The organism is Bacillus sp. HSf4, from assembly GCF_029537375.1.
GTDB lineage: Bacteria > Bacillota > Bacilli > Bacillales > Bacillaceae > Bacillus > Bacillus sonorensis_A.
Window position 1 is genome coordinate 4,158,531 of the sequence record NZ_CP120679.1, and the last position, 13,641, is coordinate 4,172,171.

A 13,641-nucleotide genomic window follows, 5' to 3' on the forward strand; every position below is an offset into this window, starting at 1 on the left:
ATGCAGGGGCTTTTGTTTTAGAACCGAAGCACAAAAAAACTTGAAGATCAAATCTTCAAGTCAGTCTGCTATATGGTATATCTTGATTTGGCTGAGGAGGTCTGAGTTGTGGCTGCTTAAAACAGCGATTTTATCCTGTCCCAAAAACCTTCCTCTTAAAAATGTCATATTGTTCTCAGGCTGCAATGTGACGCGCTCAGTCTGAGTCGATAATTCGATGATGTTCTCCTGCACAAACATTGCCGTTTCACCGGAATAATGGACTTCATGAGGCTTATAACTGGATGTCAAAAATATTTTGTCCCTGTTGGAAGGATAAACATAGTATCTGTTATTTCTCGTATTCACTATAATGTGCGGCTCATCCATGTCATAGCCTACCACAGGCGAACCCTTTGTTTCCGACCAAAAAGAATAGAACGTCTCATATGCGTCTTTTACCTCAGCACCGCCAATCTTGGCGAAGGTATTTTCCTTGATGCTGTATCGGTAAAACTCGTCATCATATGTGACAAATACAATCTCATCCTTGCCCCATACATAATATTTGGACAAAACGGGAAGATCGTCTTTCACATCGCATATTTGCTGATTCATGTTTTTCAGGTTGAAATAAAACAGCCGCCGTTCATTCTGGAAGAAAACAACCAATTCTTCCCCTGAGGCGTTTTTAAAAGAAGCATCAATGACGATGTCCTCTACATTGAACTCCTTGAGCACATTTAAATGGCCGTTGAACACGGTGATGCCTTCATAGTCGTCATTGACGACTACTTTATCAGACAGCACTTCCATAAAATAAATGTCTTTTTCAGATTCTGTTTGATGAAGTTCAAGTAATTTCATGGTATTTTCCTTTCAGCACGCTATTTGATGAATTTTGAAATCGATTTGTTTGGATCCGCTTTGCTCGGGTCCAATACACCGCTGATCGGATCCGCTTCCCCCAGATGTTTTCTCCCTGTGCGGTCAAACACCTCGATATGGGAGGCTTCTCCTACATGAAGCGTATCACGGTAGTAATACAGACCGTCTTTTTCATATACTTGAGCGCCCTTTACACGGATTTTTGTTCGTTTAAATTCCTCGCCGCTGAGGAACGTTTCGTGGTCCTGCGGCACTCTTTTTTCCTTGACATAAGCCCTGTTGTTCTTATTAAGCTTCTCGTATAATTCCCTTCTTTTTTCCTTGCTGTAGTGATTGCCGTTATGAGCGACATAGTCTTTCTGTGACATGCCTTCCGGTTTCGGATCCCATATCGGTTTTGCTCGCCTTGGGCCGTCCTTCGCAGAAAATGCCAGCAAATCCTGCAGCGATTTTTTCTCAACACCGATGCGGGCCACCGCTGGTCCGGCGTGTGTCGCCAGCTGTTCGACGCGAATGCCGACCGGGACTTCGATCTTTCCTACATTCTTTTTGACTGTGTCGACAGCTTGCTTGGCCCGGTTCAGCTTATCATTGATCCACTTGCTGCTGTGGGCCTTGTATGGAAGCTTTTTCACCGGAAGTTTGTCGGCATAACGCGCCGCCGCTCCCACGCCTGTAATAGCCAGCGCATTGAACAGGCTTTGCTTCCGCTGTTCGTCTGATAATTTGTTGCCGAACATATCCCGTCCGGTCGCCGCTTCTCCGAAACCGTTCGCCGCTGTTAAACCGTAAATCCCGTATTCTGCTTTTTTCAAGTAGTCCAGCGATTTTGCCGACTTGTAAGCGTCAAGGGCATGTTCAGCAGCATTGACACCTTTGGCTGTTTTATAGATCGCTTTGCCGCCTTTAAAAGCGCGACCGGCCCAACCGACCACCGGGATGAAGCCTGCAGCAGCCATAGCTCCGGCTGTGACCCGTTGAGCAGCGCTGAGCTTTTCGCCTGTAACGGGATCGATTCCTTCCGTCGCTCTTTTATAATCATAATAGCCTGTCACTTCCCCGGTAAAGGTGCAAACTGTATCCCAGGCTTTTTCATACCATGGCCTGTTTGCCAGCTCCTCTTGCTCTTTCGCGATCCGTCTTGCTTCTTCCTGCTCTTTTTTGATTGAAAGGTATTCGGATATTCCCTTTTCGACTTCGTCCTTCAGCCCGTAGACTTCGCTATTGTGGTAGGCATTGGCGTTAAAGTATAAGGGCGAGGCTTCCTTGCCCTTTTGTGTCGCATGAACAAGCGCACCGTACAAGCCCAGGACAAAACTTTCTTCTGTTTCTGATAAGGCATACTCTGACTTTAAGTCTGCATCAAATTCGTTTACTTTTGTTACCGTTTCCTCACGTTCTTTTTTCGCTTTGTTCAGATGGGATTCAAAGGTTTCGCTCGAAAACGTTTCCAGTGTGAGCACATCATCGATTTCAGCAAAGATTTTTTTCAGCTCTTTTTTTTGTTCGGAAACGATGGACTTTGATGTGGCGTGAGCATTTGCCAGCTCATTTTCTAAAAAGTCAAGCTTGACGACCGTATCCCCGGAAAGGTCGAGGTCTTCGGCAGCGCCGGCGATGCCGTCGAAAAAGGCAACCTGTTTATCGATCAGGCCGAGCCATGCATCTGCAACATCTGCCTGTGCCTGATAAAAATCTTTGATGGCTTCAGCACCTTCTCCCTGAAAATCATCCCCAAGGTTTACGACATTATGAAACTGCTTTTTCAAAGAAGCGATTTGCTCTCTTAAATCCCGGTATTGCTGCGAGCGTTCTTTCATCGCAGAGATTAAGGTTTTTGCTTCGTAGATTTTCATCGGCCTTAAGCCCTTTCTTTAATTATTTTCGATTTGAAACCTCTTCGGTCCTAGAACAGACGCCTTGTTAAATCACCGATGGTGCTGCCCAGTTCTTCGAGGGCTTCCTCCCCTTTTGAAAGAAGCTCATCTGCCGTATGAGCCAGCCCCCTTGCAGCGGATAAAGCACCCTGCTCGATTTCCAGCAACACGATCTTGGATTGGATCCTTGCCTTATAGCTTTCATAATCATTCATGGTGATGTTTTGCATTTCATTGTACGCTTCATCTCTTGCCTCCGAAAATTTTTCTGAACGGCTGCCATTCCACGATGAGCCCAGATTGGGACTTTGGATCTTTTTGATTTCTTTTAAAGACGTATTTTGTTCTGCTTCTATTTTGCTTTTAGCCCGTTTCAGTCTCGATATTTTTTCTTCAAGATCGGCTGATTGGCTGGAGATCGCCGCATGGATGCGATCCAGCATATCCGAATAGCTCATTAAATCGTCACCTCTGTATTAAAATGAGAGACTCATATTTTTGAATTTTGGCAAAAATGTGTTTGTAGGTCTTTTTCCATAATTTAAATTATAAGGCTGAAAGTAGCAGAGATGAATAGGAAAATCGGCTCTTTTTTGCAGAAAAAAACCGCCTGGCGGCTAAGGCGCGCCAAGCGGTTTTTTGTTTTATTCACCGTCTTTTTCTTTCCCGTAATGATATTTTGACGGATCAACAGGGGTAAAGTCAGGAAGTTCATGGAATCTCAGCAGGTCTTTATAAAGGACCTGGTCAGACAGTTCAAGCTCTTCTGACACCTGTGATTTAATATTTTCGACTTCTTTATTCGATTTGATCTCTTTTCCGGTCTTTGTATCATAAACCGTCGTGTCGATCACCGTGTATTTTGGTGTGACAAAGTTGCCGTTTCGGAAAGGGACGGTTTGGTCATGTTCTTTCGAGAAGAGATCTGTCCCGAAATTGATATATTTATTGCTGTCGATTCCTTCGAGATGAAGAATCGTCGGCATGACATCCATTTCCCCGCCATACGTATGGTTGACTCCGCCTTCTTTGCCCGGAATGCGGATCATCAGCGGTACGCGCTGATTCATCGCGTTTTGATACGGTGTAATCTCTTTGCCTAATACCTCTTTCATCGCCCGGTTATGATTTTCTGAAATTCCGTTGTGATCTCCGTAGATGATGATCACGGAATCATCATATAATCCCGATTTTTTCAGATCCTTAAAGAACTGTTCGAGGGCTTCATCAAGATAACGGGCCGTCTGGAAGTATCCGTCTACCGTTTTGTCGCCTGTCGTTCCCTTCTCAAGGGTCGCATCCTTATCATCGAGGATGAATGGATAATGGTTTGTCAGTGTCAGCAAATGGGCGTAAAACGGCTGTTTGAGCGATTTCAGCTTCGGAATCGACTCTTCAAAAAACGGCTTATCCTTCAAGCCAAGGTTGACAAGGTTGTCTTCAGACATGTCGTATGTGCTGGCATCAAAGAATTTGTCATAGCCAATCTGTTTGTATACCTGGTCGCGGTTCCAGAATGACTTGTAGTCCCCGTGCATGACGGCACTTGTATACCCTTCTTTTTGGTTTAAAATCGCCGGAAGGGATTGATACGTATTTTGTCCTTTTGTCACAAACGCACTGCCTTCAGGCAGTCCGTAAAGGCTATTGTCCATCATCAATTCGGCATCCGCGGTTTTCCCCTGCCCAGTCTGATGGAAAAAGTTATCAAAATAGATCGTGTTCTCCTGGCCGTGAGCCAGCTTATTCAGAAACGGTGTTACTTCTTTTCCGTTCAGTTTGTAATCGATCAAAAACGTCTGGAAGCTTTCCAGATGAATTTTGATGATGTTCTTTCCTTTTGCAGCGCCGAAGTACTCATCATTCGGCTTCGCATAATGCGAGCTTGTATAATTGACAACGCTCGTCAAATCATCGCTGCTTGCATACGCTTTTTGGCTTGCGGTCTGAGCGGCCTGTACGCCATCATAAATCATGTAATTGTACGGCCCCAAATATTTGACGATATAATTTCGGTCAAATGTTCTTGTCAAAAGCTCGGGACGGTCTTCTTCGGCAATCGAGAGATTGATGAAGAACAACGCCACACCGCTCAACACGATGGCCGCAGCCCATCTTTTTTTCAGCTTGGAAGCCTTGAGTTCAGGCCTGCGGACACACAATGCAATCAGAATGACGAGGTCAATGAAATAGATCGCGTCATGAGCAGCCATGACACCAAAAATTCCGTCTGACATATTGCCGAGGTTTCCGGCTTGTTTCAAGTTTGCAAAAGTCAAAAAGTCATCAAAGAAACGGTAAAACATGATATTCGCATATAAAGCGAACGTCATCACAGCATCAATGATAATGATCCAAACCGCCGCCCGCCGGCCTTTTGCAAATAAAGCCAAACCGAGCGCAACGATCGTAAAGCTGAATGGATTAATAAATAAGAGAGCCTGCTGAGTGGTCCCTTTCACACCTAGATTAAATTCTAAAAAGTAAGAAGCATAGGTTTTAGCCCATACAAAAATAACAGCTAACAGAAAAAAGCTTAGCTTATGAGAAAATATTTTCTTCATGATAACCTCTACCTTTTAAAGTTTTTCTGATTCAAAATAAACAAATTTAACAATAACATAAAATAGGAAAAACGAAAACGCTTTTCTCTAAATCTTAACTACAGCTACCAGCCTGTCAAACCAATTGCATTGCCTCTAAATTATGACGGATATTCCGTCCCAAAGGTTTCACACCTTTTCCAATTCGCTTATCATAAGGAGGGCAGATGCGGGCACAGGCCCTGCTGCATCGGGGATTCCCGAATGAAAAGAGGAAATCTCTCAGACTAGGGAATGAAACAAAGCGCCATAGACTAAAATAGCCTGATGGCGCTGATTCTCAGAATCTGTTAAATATCTTTATGAAATTGATTCAAGTATGCTTTTCTTTGCGCTTCTGTAAACTGACCGATCCAGTCCGCGCGCGCTTCCTCCGTCATATACGGCAGGATGTGCAGCTCCACCGCTTTGTAAAACTCCGGCTCGGGCAGCGTGTTGTAGGTCGGGATCCGCACCATACCATGATTTCCCGTCTGAATCAGGATGTCCATGAAGAAAATACCTTTCGGGCTGTAGCGGTGCCGCCCCATTTTCATGCTTTTGATATCCTTGATATTGACAGATGTTTTTCCGGAAAACAGCCGCCCGTCTTCTCCTTCGATAATGCTGAAGATAACGCCGCCTTTTTTCGTGAAGGCGGGAAAAGCGATAGCGAATAAAGTAAAGAAAAAGAAGCTAAATAATATTCCGGCCGGTATAGCCAATAGATAGAACTTGGTTTGAAAAGTGGCCCCCATATAAAACACCCACAAACTCGCGGCGCCTAAACCAAAGGAGCCTAGAAAAAGCCAACATCTGAAAAACATTTTACTTTTTACGTTTATCGGCGATTTTTGATTTGTGATCATAAGTCCCCCCAAAAACTAAATATCCTTATGAAACTCATTTAAAAATGCTTTTCTTTGCGCTTCTGTAAACTGGCCGATCCAGTCCGCGCGCGCTTCCTCCGTCATATACGGCAGGATGTGCAGCTCCACCGCTTTGTAGAACTCCGGCTCGGGCAGAATGTTGTGAGTTGGAATTCGCACCATGCCATTCTTCCCCGTCTGAATCAGGATGTCCATGAAGAAAATGCCTTTCGGGCTGTAGCGGTGCCGTCCCATTTTCATGCTTTTGATATCCTTGATATGGACGGATGTTTTTCCGGAAAACAGCCGCCCGTCTTCTCCTTTGACAATGCTGAAGATGACGCTGCCTTTTTCGTGAAGGCGGGAAAAATCATGGAAAACGTGAGCAAACCATAAATCATCCCGAGCAGGCCGGCGCCTAAATATAATAATGAATATGTCGATTCGAATTTTATCGCCTCAAAAACGAGCCATATTCCGACTATACCGATACCCGCAGTTCCTGCAAACGCCCATATTCTGAAGAACATCCGGCTTTCCACTTCGACCTGTTCCAAAAACCATGGACCTCCTTTATTTCAGCAAACGACTCTCCCCAAATATCATGTCGCGGATCATCTCTTTTTCGGCCGCCATAACGGAGAATTCATTTCTTGCGCTCCCCGCGGCAAACCATGTATGCTCCGTACCGGGAATAACAAACATCAGGTCTTTCACATCAGGAGCATTGTGCAGATCGTATTCTATATACATGACACTGTCCATTTTTCCTTGCCGGATCACCAAGTCTTTCATAAAGCTTGCGGCCTGAGGATGATTGGCGTATTTGTCCAGATATTCATCGGCCAATGACCTTTCTTCACTGGCTCCCTTTAATAATTGTTCAAATTCATCATTTTGTAAAGTGAGGGCTGTTCCTTTTTCCCCCTGCTTCTCCTTTATATTCAAAAACTGAACGGCTTGCTCGAGAACTTCTTCTTTCGAAGCGAGAGAACGGATTTGATGAACCTGCTGCTCATGTTTCAGCTCATGGGCAAAAAATCCATCGGCTGCAGCATGGTAAGAAACGCTTGCTTCTGCATCTCCGGCGAATTTTGCAACTTTAATTGTAAAAGCGGCATCATTCAACGCTTGAATAAACGGTTTGCAAGGTTCTTTTAATTTATATTGATGCTCTTTGTATTCCAGTACGTCTTTCGCCAGAAGAGACCGGCATGAGAATTCAAACATCAATTCAAGCTGCTCCTCTGTCATTTCAGGAAAGTACGCTTGTTTCAATGACATGCCCTGCTCGAATAATCCTTCACTGTAAAAACAGAAGATCAGCTCTTCAATGCTTAATTGCAAATTTTTCATTGATATCCCCCTTAACCGAACGACAGCTTGCCCGCAAAGAATTGTTTTGCGCCATTGATTAAAGAACCGGCTGTTTCTTTCGCTTTTTGAAAACCTTTCCCGACTGTTTCGGCGCCTTTTTTAATGCCTTCATTGACGGTGTCGACGCCTTTGTTAAAAGCTTGAACGCCTTTACCCGCCAGCTCGAATCCTTTTTTGGCTTTATCGATTCCGGCTTGGATCGGATTTTTCAGCAAAAGGGCTGTTTTCTCGGCAATGCCCGCTGTAAGTTTAGCAGCTTGCTCTCCTACAATTCCTCCGATAAACGAACCGGCTGCACCTCCAACAACAGTACCAACAGGACCCAAAGCACTGCCCAGCGCTCCGCCGATGACCGCACCGGCCACAGACCCGCCTGTAATCCAGGCCGTATTATTGACGGCGTTTCCGACCGCTTTCGCATTTTCCCGTTTTAATACTTCGCGGTTATTGCCGTATTTACTGTAGTTCTCCGAAATTTTCAAACCCATTCCCACAGTCTCTGTGGCGCCTGTGATCAAAGCGGCTGTAATCGCATTTCCCTTGGCAAACTTGCCGCCGGCTTTCAACACATCTTTAAATGCTGTCTTATTTCCCGCTTCATCGATCATACCGGCCGTAAAGCTTTTGATTTTATTGGTAAAATCGACCGTATCCTGCGGATAAAATTTCGTGAATTTCTTATGCACCAAATCGGCAAATGGCAGATTAGGATTCTTGAACAAATATTTTGGACTCAGCAAAATTCTCGCGGCTCTGCTGTATTTTGACTCATCGATGATACCCGAAAGGTCCATCAGCAGCTTCGTATGCCTGACGGAATACAGCCCTGAACCATCCTTAACAAACTTTGTAATCCCGAGTCCGTAATATTTAAATTGATTCATGGTGACGCCGGCCATCGCCGTGAGTGTCCCGTATTGATCATATAGGTTATACAGCTTTCTTAAAATGTCGTCCTGCTCGGCGAACTTATCAGCCGTTTTTCGTATGTATCGCTCATTGGCATCAAGCTTGCCGACAAGGTCATTGCCGCTCGACCAGGCATCACCTACTCCTGAAAAGCAATGGCTGTAGCGCGGGTCACACCCTAAAATCATCGTCGTTAATTCTAGATGAAGGTCTTTGTATAATCTCTCCATGTCAGTCAGCTCTTTAACAAAATCATTTGCCAAGCCTTCAAGCTTATCCGGATCGACCAAGATTTCCTTCCCCATACGCTCGCTCCTCTCCCGCTGTTATTTCAATTTCTCTCTCTTTTTTCTTTCAAGCTCTTCCATTCTCAATATTTCCGCTTTCGTCTGTTCAATTTTTGCCGCCGCGGTCATTAACTCGCGGCTGATTTCGATTAAATCAGCTTCAAATTGCTGATAAGCCGCCGTTGTCTGCTCAAATTCACTGTCAAACTGTTCCCGGGTCTTTCCCTTCCATGAAGCGGAATTGGCGGACAGTCGGGTCTTCAGGTGCAATTCCGACTTTTTCACTTCATCAGCGGCCGATTTATACTTTTCCGCCAGCGCTATTACCCTGCTTGAATCCAACTATTTTCACTCCTTAAAACCAGGTCTTTTTATTTAATTATAATAAACTTGCACATCTGCCAAATCATACTAAAGTATTGTTTAGGATTCCTTTTATCTTAATTTTTGCTTAAACATGAAATGTATGGAACAACTTGCCTAAACGAAGCGGTTTGAAGGGAATTCACAAAAGCGGAAAAGTTTGTGGTTGAAATTCATAATAGGCATTTTGAATCATGATTCATAACAGGTCAAAAGAACGAAAAAAAGCTGCCGATCTTGTTCGGCAGCCCTTTTTTATTTCGAGATATCAACAAATCCTTCACCAAATACATCTCTGACATCATGGATGATGACAAATGCTTTCTTATCCGTGCTTTTGATGATTTTTTTCAGCATGGACAGCTCCTGTTTATTGATCACAATATATAAAATTTCTTTTGAATGGCCTGTGTAATGGCCCTTCCCTGACAGTACCGTGACCCCGCGGTCCATCAGCGTGTTGACTTGTGCGGCAATTTCATGCTTGTGCTCGGAAATAATCGTGATCGCTTTTTTCGTGTTAAGCCCTTCAATAATGAAGTCCATGACCTTTGTTGCGATGTAAAGCATGACAACCGTAAACATCAATTTCTCCGCCCCGATGATAAAGTAGGAGCTGAATACGACCACCAAGTCAATCATCAATAAGGCGTAGCTGATGTTCCAGTCAAAATATTTATTGGCGATCCGGGCGAGAATCGCGGACCCGGCGGTGGTTCCGCCGACGCGGATGATCATGCCGATGCCGACGCCGGCAAATACACCGGCAAAAATCGTGCTGATGATCACTTCATCAGCCGGTATCACCCAGTCTTCTGTGACATGCAGAAAGAATGAATTGGCGACGACCGCAATGATCGTGTAAATCGTCGTTTTTTTATCTAAAAAGCGATATCCGATGATGAGGAGAATCCCGTTCAGGATAAAATTAGTAATGCCCGGCGACCATGCAAACACGTAGTATAAAATAAGCGTGATCCCCGTGACGCCCCCCTCTCCCAAATCGTTCGGAATCGCAAATAGATTCACGGCCAGAGCAAAGAAAAAGGCTCCTATCGTAATCATGATCATGTCCATTGCTTTCTTTTTCATATCGTCAACTCCTTTTTCGAAAATGAAGTGATGTATGTTAAAACACAATAAAAACCCAGGAGAACGCTCTTCTTATGAAGAAAGAGCCAAAACTCCTGGGCTTTTATCCCACCGTGTCATAACGATTGTTCGTTATGTGTTTTCTCTCGGACCAGACCAAGTGCGGTGCACCTGCGGAACCCTAGAAAACCACTTTTTCTACAGTTCTATCATTTTGTCATCTTCAAGCATTATAAGTGAATTTTCAGTGCCAAGCAAGCCCTTTTTCCAGTATAAAATAGTTGTTTTTTTGTAAAATAGCTTCCATGCACAGCCAACAAAACATCCTATAATAGTAGATATACGTGCTCGCCATAGGGAGGCCCTCATATGGAGAAACAGAAACGGCACTGGCTTATTAAACAAATCATTCTTGAACATCCGGTGGAAACCCAGGAACAATTGGCGGCCTTGCTGAAAAGCCGTGGAGCAGCAGCGTCCCAATCGACCATTTCCCGGGATATTAAAGAGATGTACCTCGTCAAACAGCTAAATGAAAACGGAAAGCTTGTCTATACCACGAACGCATCATTATCCGTCAACCCATCAAAAATTTTGAAGGATAAATTATCGGACGTTGTCCTGCAGGTGAGTCGCGCGGAAAACTTGGTCATCATTAAAACAATGCCTGGAAATGCCCATGCTATCGGCGTTCTTCTTGACAAGCTCGGACGCCCGGAAATGTTGGGCTGTATATGCGGAAATGACACCTGCCTTGTGGTTACCCCATCATCGAAAAACGCGCAATCATTCTGTGAACATTTTTGCTGATTGCCTGTTTGAACAAGCTGATCCCATCATGCGGATCGGCTTTTTATATTTCCCTAAAAAAATTTTAAAAAATGATCCTTGTAAAATATACACATTTTATACGTTCTTCACTTTGCCCTGACAAGAGATGTTTTTCGATATGTCATATTTATTCATTTTTGTTTTTGTGTCATCAAAAAACACGTGAAATAGATCACATTTTTGCTGTTATCGCTTTCACATCGCGTGATCTCCCGCTGTTTTAAGCTTTACATGTAACAAAAAGAGTGTAGGAGGCGGGATGAACATGACAGCACCGATCAACGTTTACTCAGAAATCGGCCATTTACAAACAGTCATGCTGAAGCGGCCCGGGCGGGAACTGGAAAATCTCACCCCCGAGTACCTGGGAAAGCTTCTCTTTGACGACATTCCTTTTTTACCGGCCGTGCAAAACGAACATGACCAATTCGCAGAGACCCTTAGAAATCAAGGCGCAGAGGTTCTTTATTTAGAGAAGCTGACCGCTGAAGCTTTGGAAGACGATTCAGTCCGTGAACGATTTATCAGCGAGCTTTTATCTGAGAGCAAAGCCGATATCAACGGGGCTTATCACAGACTGAAAGAATACTTGCTCTCCTTTGAAGCGGAAGCAATGGTCGAACGTGTGATGAGCGGCGTCCGCAAAAATGAAATCGAACTGGGGCTTCGCTCTCACCTGCACGAGCTGATGGAAGACCACTATCCATTTTATCTTGACCCGATGCCAAACCTTTATTTCACAAGAGATCCGGCGGCAGCGATCGGCAGCGGACTCACCATCAATAAAATGAAGGAACCCGCGCGCCGGAGAGAATCCTTGTTTATGCGCTACATCATTCAGCACCATCCGCGGTTTAAAGGACACGACATCCCCGTCTGGCTTGACCGGGATTTCAACTTCAATATCGAAGGCGGCGATGAGCTTGTGTTGAATGAAGAAACGGTTGCGATCGGTGTGTCAGAACGTTCAACCGCACAGGCGATCGAACGGCTTGTTCGCAATTTGTTTAAACAACAGAAACGGATTCGGCGGGTCCTTGCCGTGGAAATACCGAAAAGCAGGGCGTTTATGCACCTGGATACCGTCTTTACGATGGTCGACCGCGACCAATTCACGATTCATCCCGCCATCCAGGGACCTGAAGGACAAATGCGGATCTTCATTCTTGAGCGGGGAGAAACGGAAGACGACATTCATATTACAGAAGAGCACAACTTGCTGGAAGTGCTGAAGAAAACGCTCGGCCTTTCAGACGTCAACTTGATTTTCTGCGGAGGCGGAGATGAAATCGCTTCAGCACGCGAGCAATGGAACGACGGCTCCAATACGCTGGCCATCGCTCCCGGCGTAGTGGTGACTTATGATCGAAACTATATTTCCAACGCCTGCCTGAGAGAGCAGGGTATCAAAGTCATTGAAATCCCAAGCGGAGAGCTTTCCCGAGGCCGCGGAGGCCCGCGCTGCATGAGCATGCCGCTCTACCGTGAGGATGTAAAATAGGCGAATTCAACAGAAAAAGGAGAGAGAGAACATGGCAAAAACAATTGACTTAAAAGGAAGAAGCTACTTGGCTGAAAAGGATTTTTCTGAAGAAGAAATCCTATATTTGCTCGACCTTGCCCAAGATTTAAAAGACAAAAAAGCACAGGGAATCAGACACCGCTATTTGGAAGGCAAAAACATCGCTTTACTGTTTGAAAAACCGTCAACAAGAACGCGCTGTGCTTTCACTACGGCTTGCATCGATCTTGGGGCACATCCGGAATATCTCGGCAAAGACGACATTCAGCTCGGCAAAAAGGAATCGATTGAAGACACGGCAAAAGTCCTCGGCCGCATGTTTGACGGCATCGAGTTCCGCGGCTTTGAACACGAAAAAGTCATGGCGCTTGCCGAGCATTCAGGTGTGCCGGTCTGGAACGGCTTAACAGACTTGTGGCATCCGACACAAATGCTGGCCGACTTTATGACGGTAAAAGAACATATCGGACGCGTGAAGGGGGTCAAGCTCACCTATATCGGCGATGGACGGAACAATGTCGCCAACAGCCTGCTCATCGGCGGAGCCAAAGTCGGAATGGACGTCAGAATCTGCTCACCGGAAGACCTTTTCCCTGATCGGGAAATCGTCGAAATGGCGGAAGCTTTCGCAAAAGAATCAGGAGGAAAAGTGACCGTCACAAGCGATACAGACAAAGGAGTCTCCGGAGCGGACGTGCTGTATACCGATGTTTGGGTGTCCATGGGGGAAGAAGACAAGTTTGCCGAACGGATTCAGCTTTTAAAACCTTATCAAGTGAACATGGAGCTCGTGAGGAAAACCGGAAATGACCATGTCATCTTCCTGCACTGTCTGCCTGCCTTCCATGACCTTCATACAACATATGGACAAAGCGTCTACGAAAAACACGGCATCAAAGAAATGGAAGTGACAGATGAAGTGTTCCGCAGCAAGCACTCTAAAGTATTTGATGAAGCGGAAAACCGGATGCATACGATCAAAGCTGTCATGGCGGCTACATTGGGCGATCTTGACTGATAGGAAAAGGGTGAAAGATCCCCTTTTCCATTCTAAACCGAATGAGG

Annotated in this window: 12 protein-coding genes, 1 pseudogene and 1 riboswitch; of the genes and pseudogenes, 3 read left to right on the plus strand and 10 right to left on the minus strand. The window is 45.0% G+C overall.

Going from position 1 to position 13,641, the window contains the following annotated elements:
* Window positions 1-60: 60 nt before the first annotated feature.
* The 10 genes and pseudogenes from P3X63_RS21460 to P3X63_RS21505 all read right to left on the minus strand — a co-directional run bounded on the left by P3X63_RS21460 (window position 61) and on the right by P3X63_RS21505 (window position 10,223).
* A complete protein-coding gene (locus P3X63_RS21460; protein WP_077735972.1) occupies window positions 61-846 on the minus strand; it encodes a hypothetical protein in 786 nt (261 codons plus the stop codon).
* Window positions 847-866: 20 nt separating this feature from the next.
* Window positions 867-2,723 (minus strand): ribonuclease YeeF family protein, encoded by a 1,857-nt coding sequence (locus P3X63_RS21465; RefSeq protein WP_277691982.1) that lies wholly within the window; start codon window positions 2,721-2,723, stop codon window positions 867-869.
* A 50-nt stretch (window positions 2,724-2,773) separates the two neighbouring features.
* On the minus strand, window positions 2,774-3,202 hold the full coding sequence (locus P3X63_RS21470) for a YwqH-like family protein (RefSeq protein ID WP_026589279.1): 429 nt from the start codon (window positions 3,200-3,202) through the stop codon (window positions 2,774-2,776).
* A gap of 186 nt (window positions 3,203-3,388) precedes the next feature.
* Window positions 3,389-5,308, minus strand: a complete 1,920-nt coding sequence (gene ltaS, locus P3X63_RS21475; RefSeq protein WP_026589280.1) for a lipoteichoic acid synthase — start codon at window positions 5,306-5,308, stop codon at window positions 3,389-3,391.
* A gap of 329 nt (window positions 5,309-5,637) precedes the next feature.
* Window positions 5,638-6,195, minus strand: coding sequence for a YfjD family protein (locus P3X63_RS21480; RefSeq protein ID WP_035428559.1), 558 nt, complete (start codon window positions 6,193-6,195; stop codon window positions 5,638-5,640).
* A 15-nt stretch (window positions 6,196-6,210) separates the two neighbouring features.
* Window positions 6,211-6,725 (minus strand): annotated as a pseudogene (locus tag P3X63_RS21485) (YfjD family protein).
* 43 nt (window positions 6,726-6,768) lie between these two features.
* Complete coding sequence (locus P3X63_RS21490; RefSeq protein ID WP_277691985.1) at window positions 6,769-7,551, minus strand: hypothetical protein; 783 nt, start codon at window positions 7,549-7,551, stop codon at window positions 6,769-6,771.
* Between the two features lie 11 nt (window positions 7,552-7,562).
* Window positions 7,563-8,786 carry a tape measure protein gene (locus P3X63_RS21495; protein WP_026589283.1) on the minus strand — a complete coding sequence of 408 codons (1,224 nt, stop codon included), beginning with the start codon at window positions 8,784-8,786 and terminating at the stop codon, window positions 7,563-7,565.
* Between the two features lie 21 nt (window positions 8,787-8,807).
* On the minus strand, window positions 8,808-9,110 hold the full coding sequence (locus P3X63_RS21500; RefSeq protein ID WP_026589284.1) for a WXG100 family type VII secretion target: 303 nt from the start codon (window positions 9,108-9,110) through the stop codon (window positions 8,808-8,810).
* Between the two features lie 276 nt (window positions 9,111-9,386).
* Window positions 9,387-10,223 (minus strand): YitT family protein, encoded by an 837-nt coding sequence (locus P3X63_RS21505; RefSeq protein ID WP_026589285.1) that lies wholly within the window; start codon window positions 10,221-10,223, stop codon window positions 9,387-9,389.
* Window positions 10,224-10,313: 90 nt separating this feature from the next.
* Window positions 10,314-10,419: riboswitch (guanidine-I (ykkC/yxkD leader) on the minus strand.
* 173 nt (window positions 10,420-10,592) lie between these two features.
* Between P3X63_RS21505 and argR the strand changes: the two genes are divergently transcribed.
* The 3 genes from argR (at window position 10,593) to argF (ending at window position 13,594) form a co-directional block, all read left to right on the plus strand.
* Window positions 10,593-11,033 (plus strand): arginine repressor, encoded by a 441-nt coding sequence (gene argR, locus P3X63_RS21510; protein WP_277691988.1) that lies wholly within the window; start codon window positions 10,593-10,595, stop codon window positions 11,031-11,033.
* A gap of 286 nt (window positions 11,034-11,319) precedes the next feature.
* Entirely contained in the window at window positions 11,320-12,555 is a 1,236-nt protein-coding gene (gene arcA / locus P3X63_RS21515; protein WP_026589287.1) for an arginine deiminase, read from the plus strand.
* A gap of 31 nt (window positions 12,556-12,586) precedes the next feature.
* Window positions 12,587-13,594: an ornithine carbamoyltransferase gene (gene argF / locus P3X63_RS21520; protein WP_026589288.1), complete on the plus strand. Its 1,008-nt coding sequence runs from the start codon at window positions 12,587-12,589 to the stop codon at window positions 13,592-13,594.
* Window positions 13,595-13,641 lie beyond the last annotated feature (47 nt).

What these genes read in the sequence shown, in the direction of transcription:
- P3X63_RS21460 (WP_077735972.1), bottom strand. Translation starts at nt 846, where the DNA reads ATGAAATTACTTGAACTTCATCAAACAGAATCTGAAAAAGACATTTAT.
- P3X63_RS21505 (WP_026589285.1), bottom strand. Translation starts at nt 10,223, where the DNA reads ATGAAAAAGAAAGCAATGGACATGATCATGATTACGATAGGAGCCTTT.
- argR (WP_277691988.1), top strand. Translation starts at nt 10,593, where the DNA reads ATGGAGAAACAGAAACGGCACTGGCTTATTAAACAAATCATTCTTGAA.
- P3X63_RS21465 (WP_277691982.1), bottom strand. Translation starts at nt 2,723, where the DNA reads ATGAAAATCTACGAAGCAAAAACCTTAATCTCTGCGATGAAAGAACGC.
- ltaS (WP_026589280.1), bottom strand. Translation starts at nt 5,308, where the DNA reads ATGAAGAAAATATTTTCTCATAAGCTAAGCTTTTTTCTGTTAGCTGTT.
- arcA (WP_026589287.1), top strand. Translation starts at nt 11,320, where the DNA reads ATGACAGCACCGATCAACGTTTACTCAGAAATCGGCCATTTACAAACA.
- P3X63_RS21480 (WP_035428559.1), bottom strand. Translation starts at nt 6,195, where the DNA reads ATGATCACAAATCAAAAATCGCCGATAAACGTAAAAAGTAAAATGTTT.
- argF (WP_026589288.1), top strand. Translation starts at nt 12,587, where the DNA reads ATGGCAAAAACAATTGACTTAAAAGGAAGAAGCTACTTGGCTGAAAAG.
- P3X63_RS21470 (WP_026589279.1), bottom strand. Translation starts at nt 3,202, where the DNA reads ATGAGCTATTCGGATATGCTGGATCGCATCCATGCGGCGATCTCCAGC.
- P3X63_RS21490 (WP_277691985.1), bottom strand. Translation starts at nt 7,551, where the DNA reads ATGAAAAATTTGCAATTAAGCATTGAAGAGCTGATCTTCTGTTTTTAC.
- P3X63_RS21495 (WP_026589283.1), bottom strand. Translation starts at nt 8,786, where the DNA reads ATGGGGAAGGAAATCTTGGTCGATCCGGATAAGCTTGAAGGCTTGGCA.